General features: G+C 58.6%; 15 protein-coding genes and 1 tRNA gene. 6 read left to right on the top strand and 10 right to left on the bottom strand.

Annotated elements, in window-relative coordinates; all coding sequences use genetic code 11:
• Positions 1-579 precede the first annotated feature (579 nt).
• From DWZ22_RS09470 to DWZ22_RS10700, 3 genes are all read right to left on the bottom strand, one after another.
• A complete protein-coding gene (locus DWZ22_RS09470; protein ID WP_052044110.1) occupies positions 580-909 on the bottom strand; it encodes a helix-turn-helix transcriptional regulator in 330 nt (109 codons plus the stop codon).
• Positions 910-917: 8 nt separating this feature from the next.
• Entirely contained in the window at positions 918-1,454 is a 537-nt protein-coding gene (locus DWZ22_RS09465) for a hypothetical protein (RefSeq protein WP_035137761.1), read from the bottom strand.
• Between the two features lie 327 nt (positions 1,455-1,781).
• Positions 1,782-2,375, bottom strand: coding sequence for an ATP-binding protein (locus DWZ22_RS10700; RefSeq protein ID WP_084591805.1), 594 nt, complete (start codon positions 2,373-2,375; stop codon positions 1,782-1,784).
• 291 nt (positions 2,376-2,666) lie between these two features.
• Between DWZ22_RS10700 and malQ the strand changes: the two genes are divergently transcribed.
• The gene (malQ, locus tag DWZ22_RS09455; protein ID WP_255413150.1) at positions 2,667-4,244 is read left to right on the top strand and encodes a 4-alpha-glucanotransferase; all 1,578 of its coding nucleotides are present in this window, start codon (positions 2,667-2,669) and stop codon (positions 4,242-4,244) included.
• A gap of 128 nt (positions 4,245-4,372) precedes the next feature.
• The gene (gene glgP / locus DWZ22_RS09450; protein WP_117776882.1) at positions 4,373-6,640 is read left to right on the top strand and encodes a glycogen/starch/alpha-glucan family phosphorylase; all 2,268 of its coding nucleotides are present in this window, start codon (positions 4,373-4,375) and stop codon (positions 6,638-6,640) included.
• Between the two features lie 455 nt (positions 6,641-7,095).
• Here the strand turns inward: glgP and DWZ22_RS09445 are convergent, their stop codons facing one another.
• The 5 genes from DWZ22_RS09445 to DWZ22_RS09425 form a co-directional block, all read right to left on the bottom strand.
• Positions 7,096-8,295: an ABC transporter ATP-binding protein gene (locus DWZ22_RS09445; protein WP_055252176.1), complete on the bottom strand. Its 1,200-nt coding sequence runs from the start codon at positions 8,293-8,295 to the stop codon at positions 7,096-7,098.
• A gap of 68 nt (positions 8,296-8,363) precedes the next feature.
• The gene (locus DWZ22_RS09440) at positions 8,364-9,203 is read right to left on the bottom strand and encodes a carbohydrate ABC transporter permease (RefSeq protein ID WP_117584245.1); all 840 of its coding nucleotides are present in this window, start codon (positions 9,201-9,203) and stop codon (positions 8,364-8,366) included.
• The gene (locus tag DWZ22_RS09435; protein WP_055252174.1) at positions 9,203-10,057 is read right to left on the bottom strand and encodes a carbohydrate ABC transporter permease; all 855 of its coding nucleotides are present in this window, start codon (positions 10,055-10,057) and stop codon (positions 9,203-9,205) included. The genes DWZ22_RS09440 and DWZ22_RS09435 overlap by 1 nt, the downstream gene beginning before the upstream one ends.
• Before the next feature lie 87 nt (positions 10,058-10,144).
• Positions 10,145-11,461, bottom strand: coding sequence for an ABC transporter substrate-binding protein (locus tag DWZ22_RS09430; RefSeq protein ID WP_055252173.1), 1,317 nt, complete (start codon positions 11,459-11,461; stop codon positions 10,145-10,147).
• A gap of 306 nt (positions 11,462-11,767) precedes the next feature.
• Complete coding sequence (locus DWZ22_RS09425) at positions 11,768-12,487, bottom strand: GntR family transcriptional regulator (RefSeq protein ID WP_117776883.1); 720 nt, start codon at positions 12,485-12,487, stop codon at positions 11,768-11,770.
• A gap of 224 nt (positions 12,488-12,711) precedes the next feature.
• Here DWZ22_RS09425 and DWZ22_RS09420 point away from each other — a divergent pair, with 224 nt between their 5' ends.
• The 4 genes from DWZ22_RS09420 to DWZ22_RS09405 all read left to right on the top strand — a co-directional run bounded on the left by DWZ22_RS09420 (position 12,712) and on the right by DWZ22_RS09405 (position 17,460).
• On the top strand, positions 12,712-15,162 hold the full coding sequence (locus DWZ22_RS09420; RefSeq protein WP_118405998.1) for a PTS transporter subunit EIIC: 2,451 nt from the start codon (positions 12,712-12,714) through the stop codon (positions 15,160-15,162).
• Positions 15,163-15,289: 127 nt separating this feature from the next.
• Complete coding sequence (locus tag DWZ22_RS09415) at positions 15,290-16,303, top strand: polyprenyl synthetase family protein (protein WP_117858787.1); 1,014 nt, start codon at positions 15,290-15,292, stop codon at positions 16,301-16,303.
• A gap of 138 nt (positions 16,304-16,441) precedes the next feature.
• Positions 16,442-17,347 (top strand): peptidoglycan-binding protein, encoded by a 906-nt coding sequence (locus DWZ22_RS09410; RefSeq protein WP_199406666.1) that lies wholly within the window; start codon positions 16,442-16,444, stop codon positions 17,345-17,347.
• Between the two features lie 38 nt (positions 17,348-17,385).
• Positions 17,386-17,460 (top strand) — tRNA-Gln (locus DWZ22_RS09405).
• A gap of 497 nt (positions 17,461-17,957) precedes the next feature.
• Here DWZ22_RS09405 and DWZ22_RS09400 read toward each other — a convergent pair.
• The gene (locus DWZ22_RS09400; protein WP_118405997.1) at positions 17,958-20,129 is read right to left on the bottom strand and encodes a hypothetical protein; all 2,172 of its coding nucleotides are present in this window, start codon (positions 20,127-20,129) and stop codon (positions 17,958-17,960) included.
• A 183-nt stretch (positions 20,130-20,312) separates the two neighbouring features.
• On the bottom strand, positions 20,313-22,202 hold the full coding sequence (locus DWZ22_RS09395; RefSeq protein ID WP_118405996.1) for a carbon starvation protein A: 1,890 nt from the start codon (positions 22,200-22,202) through the stop codon (positions 20,313-20,315).
• Positions 22,203-22,886: the final 684 nt, after the last annotated feature.

The raw sequence follows: 22,886 nt of genomic DNA, 5'->3' as shown, positions 1-22,886 counted from the left end.
GGGGACGGCCTCCACCGAGTACGTGTCGAGCCCCCTGCCGCGGTAGCTCGGGCCCCGCATCACGAACACCGACGCCTTGTCGAGCAGCCTGTCGAGGGCGGCGTGTTGGCGCCACCAGCGTAGTGGCGGCGGGGAGGCACGGTGGCCATTATTCGGTGACCGGGATTGGTCAAAATCGGTTGACTATTAGCGGCTAAAATCGCCCGGCGCTAACAACGGAACGTGCAGGACTGATTGGGGCACCTCTTCGTGCATCCCCCGTGCGCGTAGAAGAAGCAGTTGCCGCACGCGGGTGCAACGCCTTCCTCCGGCTCGTTAATCCAATCCATCTCTCCCTCCTTTCCTTGCATACCGAATTGATAATGTTATTCTAATTCGATATGTATCATATTTCAATATAAGCTTATTTATATATTACACAAGGTAAGCACCCCCCTGCATCCAGCACAGGAAATGACTCTCTCGTTCCCCAGTGACGCGGCGAGAAATACAGGCCACTGCAGGACGTTGAATGAACAGCCCGTGAAAACCGTTGTTTTCACGGGCTGCACCTGCTCAATACTTTTTTATTCTCCAGCCTCAGTCGTCTCTAAGATCGACCACGTAAACATGATCTGACTCCAGGACCGGGTCATCACCCGTCGCGGTCGCCCTGCTCAGCGCGTTGCGGGCGCGCCGCGTCGCCAGTTCCTCAAGTTCTCTTTCGTTGACGCGCTTAATAAGATCGCCAGGCTGGCAATCAAGCTCTACGCAAATATCCAGCAATGTCTTTAACCTAATTGCCTTCACCTTGCCATTTCGTATTTTTGAGATACTTGCCGGTGTGTGCCCGGTCGCCCGAATGATATCCGTACTCGTCTTTCCGCGTCGAAGCAATAAGCTTTCAAGCTCAATAATCAGATAGTCCATGCCGCCCCTCACACCAAATCCTCGGTCTGGTCTTGAAGCAGAGCTCCGTAGCGCCATATCGCAGAAATCGAGAAGCAGCAAACGGCCCCCAGCACAGCACCAATATCTATGGGCAGGGCCAGGTTTTCAAACATCGAATAGGCGTTCCCCAGCAAGTCGAAGGGGCCAATCACTATCGAAAGAAACCCCGGAGAAAACAAGAGGTCACCTATTGCCGCTGCAACAAACAGCCACCCGATAATCGAGATTCTTCGAGCATGCGAAAGGGTAAAGGGCGATTCGCCATGAGCCATGTCCATGCTGATTCCCCGCAGGGTCCATGTGGCCCCTCCGGAAATCAGAAGATACATCAAAGGAACCACTACGGAAACCGTCTTTGATGGATCATATAGGTTTCCTTGAGCAGCCATAAGCCCAATGGAAATAACCACCACCACCGAACAGCAACACACCGCTATAAACAGCGCCGTAAACAGAATCCCAAGCCTTCTTCCGAGAGTCATCATCTTCTGGATGGACTTATCGATCTTCTGGGCGCTATTCACCACAGCTCCTCCTAAAGCAATCAGAGGTCTTCTTACTTACTGTTTTTCCTACATTGTAACGAACTCGATAAGAAGAGGGTCGCTTCACGCCGCGCAATCCCGAACTCCAAGCGTTTCTCATCAGCATTGCCCATCTTTCGAGTCGAAATTCAAATCCAGTTTCTTATCGCATGCTGAAATCAACCCGAACTGGATGTGACTGGAAAACAGCGCGCTGCGTCGGTCGCGCTTTCCCGAGCGACTCTGGCACAACAGACGATATGAGTTGAACATTGGGGCCTCTCCCCTTGCAGCTCTCTCGTGGGTCGGGCGACAATGGTCGTACCATCAACCGCGGCCGCGCGCTGCGGGCCCTCGGCCTCGGCTGCGTCGTCGGGGCGGTCCCGAAGATGCACCGGCCCGCGGCCGACCGCGGCCGCAAGAACGACCGCCGCGACGCCGAGTGGCTGGCACGCATGCTGGCGCGCCGCAACGTCGTCGAGGTGTGGGTCCCCGACGAGCGCCCTCGAGGACGCGCGCGACGACCTGCAACACGCCAAGCAGCGGATGTCGAAGTTCCTGCTGCGCCACGGCCTCGTCTTCGACGAGACGACGCCGGCCGGCAGGCGCAGGGGCGCCTGGACGGGGGCCTACTGGGACTGGACGGAGTCCCTCTCCTTCGACGAGCCCGACGACGCCGCGGCCTACGAGCACTACATGGACGGAAATGACCTGGTAGAGAACCCTCGCACCGTCTACGTCGCAGGGGACGTAGACGAACTCGTCGAGCACGAGCAGCCTCGCGGGCGACACGTCGTTCAACAGTTTCGACAGCGTTCCCTTGCGCTTCGCGTTGCCGAGCTCGAGAACCAGCTGCGCGGTCTGCCAGAACCTGACCGACATGTCCGCGGCGACCGCGCGCATCGTGAGGGCGACTGCCATGCGCGTCTTGCCGCGCCTGGACTTACCGAAGAAGACGAGGTCTTCGCGCGATTGTTTGTGTCAACGGCCAACTGAATGTGAACCCTTCTTGCATTGTTGCAACCTGGCTGGCAGCCGGTCTTTAATGACGACGACCATTGTCGCCCGACCCACAAAAGAGCCGCAAGGGGAGGAGCTCCCAATGTTCAACTCATATCGTCTATGGCGCACTACCATTCACCGAAAGTCGGCAACTTTTTCATTCTCTCTATACATGTTTAAACAACATGTTCTACAATAGGGACAATAGCAATGGAAACTCGGGACGAGCCGTCTATCCATCTACGGCGCAGCCCCTTATTCAAAAGGACGGTGAGTGCATCCATGGAGCGTGCAAGCGGCGTTCTGATGCCCGTTTCGTCATTGCCCGGACCTTACGGTATCGGCGGCTTTGGCTGGAACGCCTATGACTTTGTCGATTTCCTCGCCTCGTGCAAACAACATTACTGGCAGATTCTCCCCCTTACGACAACGAGCTATGGCGACTCGCCCTATCAGTCGTTCTCGGCCCGTGCGGGCAACCCCAATTTCATCGACTTTGCCGAGCTTATCGAGGCCGGCTATCTGGAGCAGTGCGATATCGACGGCGTGTACCTGGGCTCCGACCCCAGCAATGTCGACTATGGTGCCATCTTTGGTGGCCGTCGTCAGATTCTCGACCGCGCCGCCGAGCGCTTTGCCGCCGACAAGCCGGCCGACTTCGACGACTTTGTCCAAGCAAACGAAGACTGGCTCATCCCCTACTGCGAGTTCATGACCGTCAAGGAGGAGTGCGGTCTCAAGGCCTTTTGGGAGTGGCCCGCAGAGCTCCGTACCCGCGGCGAGGCTTCTGCCAAGGTCTGCGCCGCCCATCCCGCGCGCATGCTCTACCACCAGATGACGCAGTACTTCTTCAATCGTCAGTGGAGCCGCCTCAAGGCCTATGCCAACGAGCGCGATATCCTCATCATCGGCGACCTGCCCATCTATGTCTCGCGCGACTCCGTCGAGATGTGGGCCACGCCCGAGCTCTTTAAGATCGACGCCGCCGGTAATCCTGTGAGTGTCGCCGGCACGCCGCCCGACCAGTTCTCGGCCACCGGCCAGTACTGGGGCAATCCCATCTACGACTGGGACGCCATGGAAGCCGACGGTTTCTCCTGGTGGGAGGGCCGTATCCGCGCCGCCCTCGACATGTACGATGTCATCCGCCTGGATCACTTCCGCGGCTTCGAGGCCTATTGGGAGGTGCCGTTCTCCTCACCCGATTCGTCCTACGGTTCGTGGACGCAGGGCCCCGGCCTCAAGTTCTTCAAGACGCTCGAGGAAAAGCTCGGCACGCTGCCCATCATCGCCGAAGACCTGGGCTTCCTCACCCCCGGCGTCATCGACATGCGCGACAACTCGGGCTTCCCCGGCATGAAGATCTTGCAGTTCGCCTTTGAGGGCACCAACTCGTACTACCTGCCGCACAACTACATTGCCAACACCGTCGCCTATGTGGGCACACACGACAACGAGACGGCGCGCGGTTGGTTTGAGGGAACGGCCACCCCGCGTCAGCGCGAGCAGGCGGCCCTGTACACCCACCAGCAGGCAGGCGAGCCCATGGCCGATGCACTCAACCGCGCCATCGCCGCCAGCGTAAGCGATACCTGCATCTACACCATGCAGGACCTGCTCAACCTGGGCAACGAGGCGCGCATCAACACTCCCGCCACCATGGGCGGCAACTGGACCTGGCGCATGCTCGATGGCGCCATCACCCGCGAGCTCGAGCACAAGCTCACCGGCTGGACCGAGACCTACTTCCGCATCCCGTCGGAAGACGAAATTGAGCTTCCCCAATAGGAGCCACCGCGCCCGACCCCACCCCATCGTGCGGACGCGTCCGTTTTCCCCGCGCGAGGCCACTCCAATCCCTCGCGCGGGCTTCTTTTGAATTTCTGACATGTAATCAACCCATCACAGGAGGAAACATGCCCCGTATCAATCTTGCGGATCTTGCCGAGCAGTCCTTTGGCACCTCGCTCGAGCAGCTCGATGACCGTCGTATTTATAAGCTGCTGGCCAAGCTCGTGCAGGAGCGCTCTGCCGCCTGTCCTCTCAACAACGGCAAGAAAAAGCTCTACTACATCTCTGCCGAGTTTTTGATCGGCAAGCTGCTCATCAACAATATGATCGACCTTGGCATCTATGACGAGGTTAAGGACCAGCTCACCGCCGCGGGCCACGACCTCAACAAGATCGAGGAGTTCGAGGTCGAACCGTCGCTCGGCAACGGCGGCCTGGGCCGTCTGGCCGCATGCTTCCTGGATTCCATCGCCACGCTGGGCTTGACCGGCGATGGCGTGGGCCTCAACTACCATTACGGCCTGTTCCGCCAGCGCTTTGTCGACAACCAGCAGAAGGCCGTCCCCGACGAGTGGCTCGGTGAGCAGGACATCCTAGTCGACGACGACCGCTCCTACACCGTCGAGTTCGGTGATTTTGCCGTTACTTCCAAGCTCGTCAACATCGATGTACCCGGTTATGGCCAGCCCACCAAGAACCGCCTACGCCTGTTCGACCTGGCAAGTGTCGACGACGGCCTGGTCCCCGGCAGCTCCATCGACTTCGACAAGACCGAGATCGCCAAGAACCTCACCTTGTTCCTCTATCCGGATGATTCCGACGAGCAGGGCCGCCTGCTTCGCATCTACCAGGAATACTTCATGGTGAGCAACGCCGCCCAGCTCCTGATCGACGAGGCCATCGAGCGCGGCAGCAACTTGCACGACCTGGCCGACTACGCCGTAGTCCAGATCAATGACACGCACCCCACCATGGTCATTCCCGAGCTCATTCGCCTGCTCACCACCGAGCACGACATCGAGTTTGACGAGGCCGTGACCATCGTACGGTCCATGGTCGCCTACACTAACCACACGATTCTTGCCGAGGCCCTCGAGAAGTGGCCGCTCGCCAGCCTGCAAAAGGTCTCCCCTGCCATCGCCGACATTATCGTCAAGCTCGATGAGATCGCCAAGGCCGAGCACGACGACCCACGCGTCGCCATCATCGACGAATACGACACCGTCCACATGGCCCACATGGACATCCACTTTGGCTTCTCCATCAACGGCGTCGCCGCGCTGCACACCAAGATCCTGGAGGATACCGAGCTTCATCCGTTCTACGAGATCTACCCCGAGAAGTTCTCCAACAAGACCAACGGCATCACCTTCCGCCGTTGGATCCATGGCGCCAACCCCGCGCTCGCCAGCCTGCTCGACGATGTGATCGGCACCGATTGGCGCAGCACCGGCGACCTGAGTAAGCTTGCCGAGTTCGTTGACGACAAAGATGTTCTTGAGCGCCTGGCCGCCACCAAGGCCGAGGCCAAGGCCATCATGCGCCAGTTCATGGCGCTCGAGCAGGGCGTGACCATTCCCTCCAACGCCATCATCGACGTCCAGGTCAAGCGCATCCACGAGTACAAGCGCCAGCAGATGCTCGCGCTCTACATCATCTGGAAGTACCTCGATATCAAGAACGGCAACAGACCTAAGCATCCCGTCACCATCATCTTTGGCGGCAAGGCGGCCCCTGCCTACACTATCGCCCAAGACATCATTCACCTGATCCTGACGCTGTCCCAGTGGATTGCAAACGACCCCGACGTGGCTCCCTACCTGCAGGTTGTCATGATCGAGAACTACAACGTCACCGCTGCCGAGCGCGTGATCCCCGCTGCTGACATCTCCGAGCAGATCAGCCTGGCCTCCAAGGAGGCGAGCGGCACCTCCAACATGAAGTTCATGCTCAACGGCGCTTTGACCCTGTGCACGCTCGACGGTGCCAACGTGGAGATTGCCGAGCTTGTCGGCGACGAGAACATCTATACCTTTGGCGCCTCGTCCAAGCAGGTCGAGCAGCTCTACGCCGACGGCACCTATGACGCCGGCGCGCTCTACCGCAAGCCCGGCATCAAGCTGCTGGTGGACTTCATCACCAACCCCGCCTTTATGGCGACCGGCAACGCCGAGCGCCTGCAGCGCCTGCACGACGACATCATGGGCAAGGACTGGTTTATGGCTCTACTCGACATTGAGGAGTACATCCAGACCAAGGAGCGCGTGCTGGCCGACTACGAGGACCAGGACGCTTGGATGCGCAAGGCGCTGATCAACATCGCCAACGCCGGCACCTTCTCGTCCGACCGCACGATCTCCCAGTACAACGACGAGATCTGGCACCTGAGCTAATTCGGTTTCATCGCCCATCCTCTTGAAAACGGAGCCACGGCAACGCGGCTCCGTTTTTTGTGCTCGCACGTTACCCTGTGATCCGACTCGGCCAAACAATCTCGATCCATAACAACTACTCAACCAAAACGGTCCCAGCTGTTACAGATTGAGACATACCGGCCCCTCCCCTTGGGTTTATCTCAATCTGTAACATCTAGCAGGTGAAATTCGCCTTTGGTGTTACAGATTTAGATGAAATGGTTAGCTCAGCGGAACCGTCTCGATCTGTAACATCTAACGTCCGAAATCGGCCCTATCCGTTACAGATCGAGACAAACGACCGGTCAGGCAGTCCCAACACAAAGAAAGGCTCCCCTCTCGCCCAGTGGACGGGAGGGGAGCCTTATATGTGACCGCGGCAAAAGGATGGCAATACCGCAGTCGCCCAAAGGAAGGGCCTGGTTGCACCGGGCCTAGATAAGGTTCTTGCCAGAGACCTTATCGAAGAGGTGGGTCGCGTTCTTCTCAAACTTGAACCAGATGGGGTCGCCCGCCTTGAGCGCACCCTTGGCCTCGAGGTCGACAACGGGAATGATCAGGACGAACTGGCCATCGGGAGCGGTCACGTGGACATGCTCGGTCGAACCCATGAGCTCGGTCACCTCGACGGTACCCTGGAGCGCGCCCTCCTCGTCCTTGTCGGCAAGCAGAATCTGCTCGGGACGCACGCCGGCCGTGATCTCCTTCACGTCGCCGCCGTCCCAGTTGAGAGCAAGCTGAGCGCACGTCTCGGGGGCGAGCGCCACGTTCATATCCTCGGTCTTGACGGTAAAGCCGTTGCCCGAGCGCACCAGCTGGGCATCGAAGAAGTTCATCTGCGGCACGCCAATAAAGCCGGCGACGAAGATGTTCGCGGGATGGTTGAAGACCTCCTGCGGGGTGGCGATCTGCTGGACGACGCCGTCCTTCATGACCACGATACGGTCACCGAGGGTCATGGCCTCGGTCTGGTCATGAGTGACGTAGATGAACGTGCCCTTGATCTCGTGGCGCAGCTTGATGAGCTCGGCACGCATCTGGTTACGCAGCTTGGCGTCCAGGTTGGACAGCGGCTCGTCCATCAGGAAGACCTTAGGATCACGCACGATGGCGCGGCCGATGGCGACGCGCTGACGCTGACCGCCGGAGAGCGCCTTAGGCTTACGGTCGAGGTACTCGGTAATACCCAGGATCTCGGCAGCGGAGCGAACCTTACGGTCGATCTCGTCCTTGGGGACCTTCTTGAGCTCGAGCGTAAACGCCATGTTCTCGTACACCGTCATATTGGGGTACAGAGCATAGCTCTGGAACACCATGGCGATGTCGCGGTCCTTGGGAGCGACGTCGTTGACGCGCTTGCCATCGATGAGCACATCGCCCGAGGTGATGTCCTCCAGGCCGGCGACCATGCGCATCGTCGTGGACTTACCACAGCCAGAAGGGCCAACGAGGACGATAAACTCCTGGTCATGCACGGTGAGGTTAAAGTCCTCCACCGCGAGCACGCCGTCCTCGGTAACCTTGAGGTTGTGCTTCTTCTCCTCGGTCTTCTTCTTTTTGCCAAAGAAGCCCTTCTTTTTGGACTCGTTGTTGGGATACACCTTCTGAACATGTTTGAGAACGATCTCGGCCATGTCTCTACCTTTCGATACGCGGCGCCACGCTGAGGGGCGCCGCCAAAACTTGCAAAACAGTTACGGCATCAGCCCTTGACGGCACCTGCCACAACGCCGTCAATGATGTACTTCTGGCAGAAGATGTACATGATGACGATGGGGATGACGACCATCATGATGCATGCCATCATGGGGCCGAGCTCGACGTGGCCATAGCCGCCACGGAAGTACTGGATCAAGATAGGAATGGTCTTGTACTTGGTGGAGTCGAGCGTAAGGTAGGGCAGCAGATAGTCGTTCCAGACCCACATGGTCTCAAGGATGCCGACCGAAAGATAGGTGGGCTTCATAATGGGAAGGACGATCTTAAAGAACACCTGGACCGGGTTGCAGCCGTCGATCATGGCCGCTTCCTCAATCTCGAGCGGGATGTTCTTGACGAAGCCGGCGAACATAAAGACCGCGAGGCCCGCGCCAAAACCAAGGTAGATGAAGCAGATGTTAAACGGCGTGTTAAAGCCGATGCGGTCCGCGAGGTTGGACAGCGTGAACATGAGCATCTGGAACGGTACGACCATCGAGAAGACGAACAGGTAATAGAAGAAGTTCGAGATCTTGCTGTTGACGCGCACCACGTACCAAGCGCACATGGAGCAGCACACCAGAATCAGCACGACCGACGTGACCGTGATGATGAGCGAGTACATAAACGCCGAGGCAAAGCCCTGCTCGTTCAGAGCGTGCACGTAGTTTGCGAGGCCGTTGAACGTCTCGGGCGTGAGCAGATCGAACGCCGTGGTGGTGCTGATTGCGGTCGCTTTCTTAAAGGAATTGAGCGCAATCATGAACACGGGGTAGATCCATGCGAGCGACAGAATCGTAAAGAAGATCGAGAGCGCGCGGTTGATAGCCTTATCGCGTTTCATTACTGCTGCACCTCCTTGGACCTCGTGGCCTTAAGCTGGATCATAGAAATAGCGACAACCAGGATGCAGAAGATAACTGCCTTGGCCTGACCGATGCCCTGCCATGCGATGCCAGCACGCGAATAGAACGTGTTGTAGATGTTCAGGGCGAGCATCTCGGTGGAGTGCGCCGGGGCGCCACCGGTAAGGGCGAGGTTCTGGTCGAACAGCTTAAAGCCGTTGGTGATGGACAGGAACAGGCAGATGGTGATGGTCGGCATCAGGTTGGGGATCTTAACCTTCCAAAACGTCTGCCATGCCGTAGCGCCATCGACCTTGGCGGCCTCGATGTAGTCAGACGGGATGGACTGCAGACCGGCGATGTAGATGATCATCATGTAGCCGACCTGCTGCCACAGGGTCAGGATGATAAGGCCCCAGAAGCCAGCAGCAGAGTTAAGGGCGATGAGCTGGGCGCCCACGTTGGAGAGCAGGCAGTTGATCAGAATCTGCCAAATGTAGCCCAGCACGATGCCGCCGATCAGGTTAGGCATAAAGAAGATCGTACGGAAGATGTTGGTGCCCTTGAGCGCTTTGCGGGTGAGCGCCTGCGCGATGGCCAGCGCGATCACGTTGATGAGCACCGTCGACAGGAAGGCAAACGCCACGGTAAAGAAGAACGACGTGGAGAACTGCGGATCGGACAGCGCGCGCACGTAGTTCTCGATACCGACAAAGTGCGCGTTATTGATGGTAATAAACTGGCAGAACGAGAGATAGAAACCCTGGATAAAGGGAATCACGAACCCGATCATAAACGCCAGGCACGTGGGCAGCATAAAGAGCGGCCACCAGCGCTTGAGTGCTTTGCCCATAGAAGGGTCCTTTCAATATGCAGGGGGCGGGCAAACCTACGTCTGCCCGCCCCCTGTCGCTAATCAGATAGCTTGGGCAGCAACTGCTTACTCGGAAGCAGCCTTCTCGGTCTTCCAGCCATCGACGAAGGCGTTCTTGACGCCGTCCCACTTGGTGTTGTCGGCAGCATAAGCGATGAGAGCCTGCTTGAGGTTCTTCTTCCACTCCTCGGAGGGGATGTAAACGAAGTCCCAAGCGACGGTCTTCTTGCCGTCCTTGGCCATAGCAACGGCCTGCTGCGAGAAGACGTTGGTGGTCTCCTTAGCGCTCTTGAACGGGGCGGTCAGACCCATCTTGTCAGCGATGATGCTGGTGGCGGTGTCAGAAGTGACGCACCAATACATGAAGTCCTCGGTGGCCTTCTGGGCATCCTCGGAAGCCTGGGAGCTGACGCACCAGTAGTTCTCGCCGCCGGAGCACAGGCCCTGGTTCTCCTCGCCGTCGACGCCGATGTAGATCGGCAGCATGCCGAGCTGGTCGTCGGTCATACCGGCCTTGGTGAGGTCGGCGTAGGCCCAAGAGCCGTTCTGGTAGAAGACGGCCTTGCCGGTTGCGAACTCGTTGGTGGCGTCGTCACCGGTCTTGGAGGCGAGCTGCGAAGGATCGCAGGTGGAGTCGGTGATATACAGGTCGAAGATCTGCTTAAAGTTGTCGAGATACTCGCCCTTGATCTCGTCGTCCTCCTGATTGTGCTCCTTCTCGAACTCGTAGTAGAGCGGGAGGTTGGCGAGGTGCGTGGTGTAGCGCCAGCTGGAGGAGTCATCCATGCCGGCGGAAGTGAAGGCACCGTCAACGCCGAGCTCGTCCTTGCGGGCCTGGATGTCATCGGCGCAAGCCTTCAGCTTGTCGAAGGAGTTGATGTCCTCGGCCTTGTAGCCGGCCTTCTCGAGGAGCTCCTTGTTGTAGATGATGCCGTAGCTCTCCTGAACCCAGTCGATACCCAGATCCTTGCCGTCGGACTGCAGCGCCAGGGAGTCGTCGATGAGCTCGCCGCGGAGCTTGGTGTCGGAAAGATCGGCGCAGTAGTCCTTCCAGTTCTTAAGGCCGGTGGGGCCGTTGACCTGGAACAGCGTCGGAGCGGAGCTCTTGGACATCTCGGACTTGAGCTTCTCCTCGTAGGTGTTGGAGGCGGCGGTCACGATCTTGACCTCGACGCCCTTCTCCTTCTTGTACGCCTTGGCGATCTCCTTCCACTCCTTGTCGACCTCAGGCTTAAATTGGAGGAAGTAGACCTCGGCAGCGTCACCAGAAGCAGAGGAGCCGGAGCCGGCAGAACCACCACAGCCCACGAGACCCAGACCAAGAACCGCAGCCGCGGAGCCAGCGAAGCCCAGGAACTGCCTTCTGCTCATTTCGTTCTTCATTACAATCCACCCTTTCACACCGTGGCGGCACCCTTTGCCGCCGCCTTCGGAGATTGGCTCGGGGACTTTGCCCCTTTTGCTGATTTGTACAATACGCTATTTGGCTAGTTGTTTGAACAAGTATTACTAGAGCGGTAGAAAAACTTCGGTGAACGGTAATTTCAACTTGATACTTGACAAGTTTTGTATAAACAATTACTTGTTATCGAATGCAGAGAAAACGCCCGGTCAAGCCGATGCATCGTCGGTTTGACCGGGCGTTTTCTCTTTGAGGACATGAGTCTCGTCAGGCTGCGAGCTAGCCGGCTATCGCTTGGAGTTGACGCGGTAGTGGAAGATCTCGGGATGCGTGCGGGCATGCGTCACCTCAAATAAGATGCCGTCCGAGGTGTACGACTGGCTCTCCATAACGGCGACGCAGTTGTACTTGCCAAGGTCCAAGTAGCTGCAGTCCTCATCGTTGGCAAGCTCGACGCTCACCGTACGGCGGCTCGCCATCACTTTGACGCCACGCTTGTGCTCCAGATAGTCGTAGATAGAGCTTGCCGCAATCTCGGGGGTCAGGCCCTTGGCGATCGACTCCAAAAAGTAGCCGTGGTCCACCTGGCGCGCGCTGCCGTTGAGGCTTCGGACACGCACGACGCGAATCAGCTCCTCGCCCACCTTAAAGCCAAGGCGGCGCGACAGTTGCTCAGTGCAAATCAAATGTTCAAAAGACTTGACCTCGGTCGATGCGACGGCATTGTTGCGTTTTGCGAACTCGCCAAACGACTCAACCTCTTCGAGTGCGCCCAGCATGTCGGTTTCGCCCTTAAGCCAAATAACGCGCACGCCCTTGCCGTGTATAGGCTGCACAAACATCTGGTCGGCCAGCATGCTCAAGGCGCGTCGAACGGTATTGCGCGTGCAGCCAAACTCCGCGGTCAGCTCGGCTTCGGTTGGCAGCATCTCCTGAAACGCATAGGTCCCGTTAATGATGCGCGAACGGATCTCGCGGTAGATTCCTTCGTAAATCGCTTTTGGCATAACTTCACCTCTAATGAATATGTATGGCTAGGCACGATAGCATTTCTTAAAGTTGTTTAAACCGATTATCGGTAAAGTACGGATTATTTACCGTCGACGGTTCCCCCGAAACCCAAATCGGACCGAATCAAAACCGTCAATGCGGCAAGCAGCCAGTCCTCTACAATGAGTTCATTGTTTAAACGTTCTTGCTCGCACAGCATGTTGCATCCGGAAGGCATATTATGCTGCAGAAAATCCAACGCTTTGGCGGGGCAATGTTCGCGCCCGCCATGCTGTTTTCTATATCAGGCCTCATGGTCGGCATCTCCGCCCTCGCCACGACCGTAGACATCGTCGGTGACCTCGCCGTATACGGAACCCCTTGGTACGTTTTCTGGACCATCATCCAGCGCGGCTCGTGGACGGTCTTTAAACGTCTCCCGCTCCTTTTTGCCGTAGCGCTGCCTATCGGTCTTGCCCAAAAGCAACCGGCACGCTGCTGCCTCGAGGCACTCGTGGCCTATTTTGCCTATTGCTTCTTTTTGAGCGAGATCATTAAGCTGAGCGGAGACAACCTTGGGCTTAAGTACCCATCATCTTTGACCCCCGCCAGCGGTATCACCGTCATCGACGGCATCAAGACGCTCGACACCGGCATTATCGGCCCGCTGGCGGTATCGGCAACCGTCGTCGCCATCCATGACCGCTTCTACGATGCCAAGGTTCCCGATTGGCTCGGCACCTTCTCGGGTTCCTCGCTGGTCTACCTCATCAGCTTTTTTGCCGTGTTTGCCCTTGCCGCCATCTCGGCCGCCATCGTGCCCTTCGCATACGCCGTGACCGAAACGCTGCGCCACGCACTTGCGGGCGTCGGCCCCTTCGGCGTGGGCATCTTTGTGTTTTTGGAGCGAGCACTCGAGCCCATGGGGCTGCACCACCTGCTCTATATGCCCATCTATTACGACAATCTGGTCATTCACGACGGTATTTACGCCACGTGGACCAACCTGCTCCCCATTCTCTCCCATAGCACGCGCCCTTTAAATGAACTTGCGCCCTGGGCAGGTTTTACCGCCACCGGCTGGGGCAAGCTCTTTGGCCTTCCCGCCATCGCGGCAGCATTCTATTTCACCGCCAAACCCGAACGCCGCGCCGGCCTTAAGGTCATCCTTTTGCCCGCCATCGTCGCCTCGGTGGTCTGCGGTGTCACCGAGCCGCTCGAGTTTCTCTTTATGTTCACCTATCCTGGACTCTTTTTGCTCTACGCCGTCCTATCCTCCTGCCTTGCCATGACCATGAACTTCTTTGGCATCGTCGGCATCTTCTCGGGCGGTCTCATGGAAATGACGGCCTTCAACTTCATCCCACTCATGCGAATGCATGCCGGCTCCTACCTTTTGGCGCTCGGTATCGGTCTTGCCTTTAGCCTCATCTTTTTTGTTAGTTTTCGAGCACTCATCTTGGTCTATGACCTTAAGACGCCGGGCCGCGAGGATCATGTCTCCAATCGCGCGGCAATCGATCGTTTAACGGGAAGCGGCTTTGCCAAAGAGCAATCTCCCAATGGCGAGGTCAGTATTCAATCCGATCAAGATCACGTCCTCGCCGAGCGGGTAATTCAGCTTTTAGGTGGCGTTGGCAATATCGTGGGCGCAACCAACTGCGCCACGCGCCTGCGCGTCGAGGTCGCAGACCCTTCCATCGTTGCAGATAATGCGTCGTTTGTCGCGGTGGGCGCCAAGGGCCTCATCATTACGGGCAAGACCGCCCAGGTGATTATTGGCATCTCCGTTCCCCGCGTTAAAGAGCATTTTGACCAGATCATGGGCCTCGAGCCGGGATTTGTGCCCACCACCTCGGCCTCCCCTGCCGCCAGCGCAGCCCATAAGCGCGGCGATATCTGCTTCTTCGATATCGACGGAACACTCGCCTGGCAAGACCCTCGAGTGGCACAAGAGCTTCCCGAGAGCGAGCGAGACCTCTCCCCCTATCCCAATGAAGCGGTCTCGCAAGCCATCCGTGATTTTGTCGCCAAGGGCAATATGGCGTTTATCTGCACAGGGCGCACGCTGAGCTGCATCCATCCAAAGCTGCTCGAGCTGCCCTGGACCGGCATCGTCTGCCTCGCGGGTGGCTATGTCGAACTTGAGGGACACGTGATTCGCGATTTGGCGATGACGCCCGGCATGCTGCAGCGCCTTGCTCCCATTCTTGAGCAATCGGACGAAGTGATTCGTTTTGAGGGACTCAATGGCGTCGTTCGCATGAGTGCCGATGCGCCCGACGCCCCCGGATACGCCCGCACCGTGGGCGATGCAATTACGCAGCTGCAACATTACAGCGCCTACAAGATCTTAATGTCTACGTCGCTTGCCAACCGCATCGCTCAGGATCAAGCGTTTGAGCCGCTGCTCTGCTTTAACGAGCTCGAGCTCGAAGTGACCGAGATTTCGCCTCGCGAATGCACCAAGCGCGAGGGTATCCAGTCCGTACTCGACGCTCTCGACCCCAACCATGGAACGGTGTATGGCATCGGTGATGCCAGCAATGACATCTCGCTGATGAACGCCGTCGATGTCGGTATCGCCATGGGCAACGCACCGGACTTCCTCAAGGAAAAGGCCGACTATGTCACCGACAGCATCGACCACGACGGCGTCGTCACCGCGCTCGAACACTTTGGGCTTATCTAGCCAAGCCCCTACCGCACTTGCGGCCGCATGGACCAATCGTCTTCAACCGCCGCGCTCGACGCCCCAATGTGGCAATATGTTGTCTGCATAATGCAACGATGCAACCTCAGAAAGAATGCGAGAGCCCGTGTCTAGTCCGTTTACCAGCTTTTTAGCCCAGCACTTTGACCAGATTAACGACTATCTGGCCACGTTCTTTGACGGACAGGCGACTTCCGCCGATATCGAGCGCTACCTGTATACCCCGCTCTCGACATTTACGGCAAACGCCGGCAAGCGCCACCGCCCGCTTATCTGCATGCTCGCCGCAACCGCAGTGGGCGGTAGCTTTGAGAGCGCCCGCAGCGCCGCGGCAGCCATCGAGCATTTCCAGTCGGGCGCGCTGATCCACGACGACATCGCCGACAACGGACAGCTTCGTCGAGGCAAGCCCTGCATGCACCTTACCGAGGGCACGGGCCTTGCCATCAATTGTGGCGACCTAGCGCTCACCATGGTCACCAAGACGGTTCTCGACGACCCCACGCTGGAGTCCGACGTGAAGGTGCGTGTGCTCCACGAGCTTACCGAGATGATCGTCCGCACCATCGAGGGCCAAGCGCTCGACCTGGGTTGGGTCCGTGATGAGCGCTTTGATATCTCGGTTGATGACTACCTGGACATGGCGACGCACAAGACCGCGTTTTACAGCGGAGCGACGCCACTTGCCGCCGGAGCCATTATTGGCGGCGGCAGCGATGAGCAAATCGAGGCGCTGCGCACCTTTGGCCTGCACACCGGTCTTGCCTTCCAAATCCAGGACGACCTGCTCAACCTTGTTGGCACCAAGGAAACCGCCAATAAGGACTTCCGTACCGACATCACCGAGGGCAAGCGTACGCTCGTCGCCGTACACGCCCTCTCTGATGAGCGCCACCACAACGAGGTCGAGGCGATTCTTTCCTCGGGCACCGATGATCCCGCGCAGCTCGCACGCGCCGTGGAGATCTTCCAGGAGACCGGCTCCATCGATTACGCCCACACCTACGCGCTGGACCTGACCGCTAAGGCCAAGGCCGCCATCGAAGGCGTCGAGCTCGACCCGCATGCACGCGAGCTATTCCTCTCCATGGCAGATTTCTTTGTGGAGCGCCTTAACTAGCGGGGGTTATAAAACCTGTCAGCAGCGTATTTGGGTACAACTTGCTACACTGTTGAGTGCATGTTTATGCATCCCTTTGCGTTGTCTATCCGACACACGCTCAAATAGTACGAATGGTACGCCGAAAGGGGTTCGTTCATGGAACCTATTACTACGGGCATGCAGGGAGCAGCCGTCGAGGACGTCCAGTCCCGCCTTCTGCAGCTCGGCTATACAATCGACGACGCCGAGGTCGCCGACAAGCGCTTTGGCACCACCACCGAGCAGGCTGTTGGCACCTTTAGGCTCGATAGCGGCCTTGCCGCCGGCAGCGCCGTCGATATCCCCTGCTGGAGCGCCCTGGTAGACGCCTCGTATAAGCTGGGCGACCGCACCCTCTATCTGCGCATGCCCAATTTCCATGGCGCCGATGTGCAGGCCCTGCAGCGCGCTCTGAACGTTTTGGGCTTTGCCTGCGGCGAGGACGACGGCTACTTTGGCCCGCATACCGAGGCCGCCCTGCAGCAGTTCCAGGAAAATGTCGGTCTGTTTGCCGACGGCATGGCCTTCCAGGACACCTACGCCTACATCAACCGCCTGCACCATGTGTGGGAGGGTAAGCCCTCGGTCACCGAGGCCGAGTCGCGTATCGGTTTTGCCCGTGCCGCCAATGTGCTTGAGCGCTTTCAGATTGCCGTTATCGGCGAGGACCCCATCGCACGCAGCGTTGCGTCGCGCATGTGGAATATCGCCACGGCAACGACCGACAACAGCGGCATGATGCTCTGCGACTCCGAGGTCCCAACCGACGTTGACCTGGTGCTCGAAATCGCAAGCGACGAGCTGCCCGCCGACGCCGCACCGCGCGCCACGATTGCCCTCGCCGAGTGCCACAACCTGGCCCAGCGCATCCGCACCGCCAATGTCGCCGCGCAGCAGAAGCCGGCTCGCATTCGCATTGAGCTCACGGGCATGACGCGCTACAACGGCACCTTCACGGCCAGCGACGCGCAGACGCTCGCCGTACGCCTGCTCGATGGCGTTTGCGATGCCCTCGCAGATTAGGTAAACTAGACGAGTTGCTTTTGGGCAACACCACACATTGGGACGTAGTTCAACGGTAGAACTCCGGTTTTTGGTGCCGGCTGTTGGGGGTTCGAATCCCTCCGTCCCAGCCAAGGTAACTGAGCGCCCTGAGCTTTCATCAGCCCAGGGCGCTTTCTTGTGGGCAAGCGGAGGGATTCGAACCCGCCAGGGTGCGGAGCTGAGGAAACGCGAAGCGTTTTCCAGCACAGCACGCAAGGAGCGAAGCGACGCAGCGGCACGCGGCCGCCGAAAAGGCGGACGCGGAATCCCTCCGTCCCATACCAGCAACGGGCTCCCCGCATCTCGACTTTCCAGCCAAACCGGCACTTAGGGACGCTCCCAAAGTGCCGGTCACAGCTTCTCCTACAGAACGAGAAGTTGCAAAAGGTAGATTTTCAGGCATGTCCCAAAAATCCACCCTCAAAATACAGGCGCCCCAAGCCCATTAGAACCAAGAGCGCCTTACATCTAGAAAATATCAGCCCAGTTCCGCACGAACAGGAGGCCACTTAATGTGGCCTCCGTCGTGAGCAGGACTGTAGAGCAGGAAACCTAAGTCGGTGTCCCCGCTCTCCCGGGGCCGGCGGAACTAATTGTTCAGCATGCGGTCGAAGCTTCCCGAGTCGCCATCCCGATAGTCTGCGGTCATCAGGATCTCCTGCGGAATGCGCCCGCCTTCGCGCAGCACGTTGCGGAACTGCACGCGCGTAACCATGGGCAGGTCTTTGATCGTGGCCGCCAGGTTCTGCGGCACGCCCTGGTTGGCAGCCGCGGGCTCGCACTCGCCACCGGCCTTCACGCGACGCTTATGCTCGGCGAGCATGGCGCGGTACATGCCGGCATGCAGGCGAATCTCAACCACATTGGCATTGCGAGTCTGCTCGACGATGCGCGCGCCCTCGCGATCGATATCGCCTACGTAGTAGACGTAGTTAAAGCGGTAGCCGATCTCGGCCAGATAATCATCCAGCGCGTGAGAGACACTCGCCTTGCACCCGCCGCCAAAAATCACGCCGCCCACCTTGATGCCAAAGAGCTTGGCGTGCTTGCGGCCGCGCAGGAGCTTGACGATCTCGTCGTAGGTGTCCAGGTTCTCGACCATAATGAACGGCTTGTCGGCGCCCAGCGTAAAGAAACCCGTAAAGTGCACGGGGCGGTTGGGGGCAACCTTAATCGCCTGCATGCTGATGCCCTTTTCGGCCATGCGCTTAATCAGGCGCTCACCGTGCTTACCGTCAAAGGCCTTCTCGTCGTTAAAGATCTGGTAGGCACGCTGGCGACGCGAAGCGACCGGCGTGTCGGCACCACGATTCTGCTCAATCCAAGCCTGGATGATCGTAATCTCCTCGGCAATCTTGCGGTTGGACATCTCGTTGTGCTGAGCGCGCTGCGGAGCCATTTTGCCGTCCTTGCCCTCGACCTTAACGATCTGTGTCTGCTGCTCCTTGATCTTAGAGAGCGTCATAGGCGTAGGGACAACTTTGAGCAGCTGCCTGCCCAAAACGCGGGCAAGGGCAAACGCCGAGACCTCGCCGTGGGCGGCCGACTCGGGCTGCTGGGCAGCAGTATCTACTGCGGCAGACTCCGGCTTCTTCTGAGACTTGCGCTTAGAATCGCCTTGGGAATTGCACTCGCGCTTCGGCATAGACGCCTGCTTCTGCGGACGATCGGACTTGCTCTCCTTCGCTGGCCGGCGCTTTGGCTGCCCCGCAGAAACCTTGGCCTTCACATCCTCGTCCTGCGGCGTGATCTTCTCGGTTGCAGTCTCGGCATGGGAACTGCAGCCCCCACGATGGCGACGGCGGCGAGGCTTGCTCGACGCGCCCTGCTCCGTCTGCCCATCAGTAGACTGCTGGCCCTTGGCCTCGGCATCAACCTCAAGCTGCGGCTCAACAGGCTTCTGCTCGCGAGCCGCCGGCTCAACGGTCTTCTCGTCCTGGGTGGTCGAAACCGACTCGCCCTTCTCCTGACGCTTTACGGGATATGCACGTCCCGCAAAACCGCGACCAGGACGACACGAACCCGGAGCCTTCTTGGCAGACTCCTCAACATCGTCTGCAACCTCAGAAGACTCTTCAACCTCACGCGCGGCATCCTGCTGTGCAGTCTTAAAGTGAGCACCGCGACGACGCTTGGGCTCTTGGGCCTCCACGGGCTTTTGCTCCCTCGCGGGCTTCTGCGACTCGGCAGCAACCTCGGTCTCAACAGCCTCAGCATCCGTCTCACCCTTTTGAGCAACGGCGCGACGGAAGCGCTCCTGCTGGGCGCGGCGCTGCGCATCGCGCTTGCCACTCCCGCCAAAACCGCCGCGGCCGGCCTTGGCCGTAAAGGCGCGAACGACGCTCTCGTCAAGCAGCTCGTCGGTATCGACATGCTCGCGCGGAGCCGTTTCCACCGAAGCGGGCGCCTCGACAACGTCCTCGACGGCCTCTTCGGCAACCTCGACGGGCCGCTCCTGGGCATCGTTAATCTCGGCATTGATGGTATAGAACGCCGGGCGCCCGTTAATGCCGCTACCCTCGATCTTGGTCACGATCTTTGCCGCGATAAGCTCATCGCGCATCGCCTTGGTGTCGCACTCCTTATCGACGGAGCGGAAAATCTGCGCCAGCGCACTCGACTTAATCTTGAGCGCCTTGCGGCAAAGCAGGTCGTAGGCAACCAGCTTGGCACGCTCAGCAGAAAGCGACGTCTGGCTGCTCAGGCGCTCAGCCAGAGCATCGACATTTTGTTGGTTATCGGAATATACCGTCTTGGCCACGGGGCCCCTTTCATATGCACACATATACGTCTATATGGTACAACGCGCGCCCTTATCCACGCAAAACATCTGCGAGAACACTCGAGCGTCACCCGCTTTTGCATGAAAAAAGACCGAGCCCGCGAAGTCGCGGACCCGGTCTTTCCGAGTCATATAGATGTGACGTTCAACTCGTCAGGTCGACTAAGCCTTGGCGGCCTCGGCGTCGACAGGAGCCTCGGCAGCAGCAGCGCGGCCATACTCGGCCTTGCCCATCTCGGACCACTCGGGCTCCTCGTCGGGCATGGAGCCAGCCTCCTTGCCGAAGAACTCCTTGAGGCAGTTGACGGCGACGATGAGGCCCAGGACCATCAGCAGGACAGCGAAGACAAGCTGCAGGCCCTTGGTGGCGGCGACGGAGACGGCGGCCGTGGTGGCGGTAGCCGGGATGGTACCGAAGAAACCGTAGGCCTGGACGGCGGTCATGCAGCCCATGGCACTCTGAACCAGCGAGGTGAAGGTGCAGCAGAGCAGGAAGGCGACGGGCACGTAGAGCATCCAGCCCTTGCGGCCGGTGCACTTGCAGAACACGGCGAGGGTGATCATAGTCATGCCACCGAGCAGCTGGTTGGAAGCACCAAAGAGCGGCCAGATGTTGGCATAGCCACCAAAAGCGAGGGCGAGACCAGGAAGCAGGGTGACGACCGTGGCGAACCAGGGGTTGCCGAGGACCTTCATGTAGCCGGCCTGGGACTCGATGGCCAGGGCGTCGTTGGTCTGGGCAAAGAACTCGGAGAACGAGGTGCGGGCGATGCGGGCGACAGCGTCGAGCGAGGTCAGGGCCAGAGCGGAGACGTTCATGGTCATGAAGACAGTAGCGAGCGTGCCGTCAACACCGAAGGCCTGCATGCCGCGGGAGATGCCAGCGGCGAAGATCTGGAACGGGGTGGAAGCGACACCGGCGTTGAGGGCGCCGGTACCGGCGGTGTTCATGTCGGAGAACATGATGCCGGCGACGATGATGGCAAGGATGCCGACGAAGGACTCGACGATCATGGCGCCGTAACCGACCTTGACGGCGTCCTGCTCCTTCTCGACCTGCTTAGAAGAGGTGCCGGAAGAAACGAGGCTGTGGAAACCGGAGAGAGCACCGCAAGCGACGGAGACGAACAGGACCGGGAACATCATGCCGGAGGCAGTGGAGAAGCCGGTGAAGACCGGAGCGGTCATCGTAGCCTGACCGTTGACGCCCAGGACGACGATGCCGAGGACAGCGCAGACGATCATGACGATCATCATGATGGAAGTGAGGTAGTCACGCGGGGTCTTGAGCATCTGGATGGGCATAGCGCCAGCGAAGACCAGGTAGACCATGACGACGGCGAACCACTGGAACTTATCCAGGTAGACCGGGAACTGCATACCGACGGCGAACATGAGAACCATGAGGACAACGCCGGTGACGAACTCGGCAGCGCCGGTGAGGTTGAACTTCTTCTGGGCCCAACCAAAGGCGATAGCGACGAAGGTGAACAGGATGGAGATGGTACCAGCGCAGCCGGCGGCATAGGACTTGGTGAAGTCGATGGCACCGGTAGCAGCACCAGAAGCGTCAACGGCCGGGGTGAACATGAACGTCTTGCAGACCATGTCGGTGAAAGCGGCGATGACGATGATGCAGAACAGCCAGCAGAACAGCAGGAACAGGCGACGACCGGTCTTGCCGATGTACTTCTCGATGAGCTGAGCCAGGGACTTGCCGTTGTTCTTCATCGAGGCGTACAGGGCGCCAAAGTCGTGGACGGCGCCAAAGAAGATGCCGCCGACGAGAACCCAAAGCACGACGGGCAGCCAGCCAAAGGCCATGGCGACAATCGTGCCCGTGACAGGGCCGGCACCGCAGATCGAGCTGAACTGGTGCGAGAACGCGGTGAAGGCGGAAACGGGCGAGAAGCTCTTGCCGTCCTTCATGCGCTTGGCCGGCGTGAGGGCATCCTTGTCAACGCCCCACTTATTTGCCAGCCAGCGACCGTAGCCCAGATAGCCACAGGCGAGCACCGCCGCGGCCACAACCATGAGCAAAACTCCGTTCATTACATTTCCTCCTCTAAAAAGAACTTCCTAGACATAAAAAATGAGGGCCGTCGGTTGCGCTCGACGGCCCTCATCTTCATCAACCGCCCGTTATCGTACGGGCTAGCTGTATGTGCTAACCCGCATCAGATAATTACTACGCTGATAATGTTTAGCTGATGCGTGAACATGTCTAAGAAATCCTCTTCGATCATGATGTGAACGTTCCGTGCGTGTTCACATCCCCCAGTGGATGAAAAGCAGTATGAAACTTTAGTTACCTAAAGTCAACGTACAAATGTAATGAATTTTCAACTTTTTTGAAATTTACGGTATAGAACGCCATTAACCTCGGACTTTATCAGACAAGAGTTTTTGCATGACAGATGTCCCTCGGGAGCGGGCGGGCGTATACAAGGTTTCCTGCTCTACAGTCCTGCTCGCACGGAGAGCACATTAAGTGCTCTCCGGCTCGTGCGGAACTCGCGATAAACCTTGTATACGCCCGCCCGCTCCCGAGGGGCTCCCATCCCAAATGCGGAGCAAAACTCCGCATGCCATCTTTTCTCTCAGCTCAAGCACGCCGGAAATTCGACACTGGCAGGTCATCCTTGCCGGACGCTGTCGACGCCAAACGAACCCCCACGCCGCATCGGGACAGAAAGGTCCCCGGCGCTGCCCGGGCGCCAGCGGCCACATATGAAC

The organism is Collinsella sp. AF31-11 (genome assembly GCF_003475605.1).
GTDB lineage: Bacteria > Actinomycetota > Coriobacteriia > Coriobacteriales > Coriobacteriaceae > Collinsella.
This window is presented reverse-complemented; position numbering and strand designations above follow the sequence as displayed.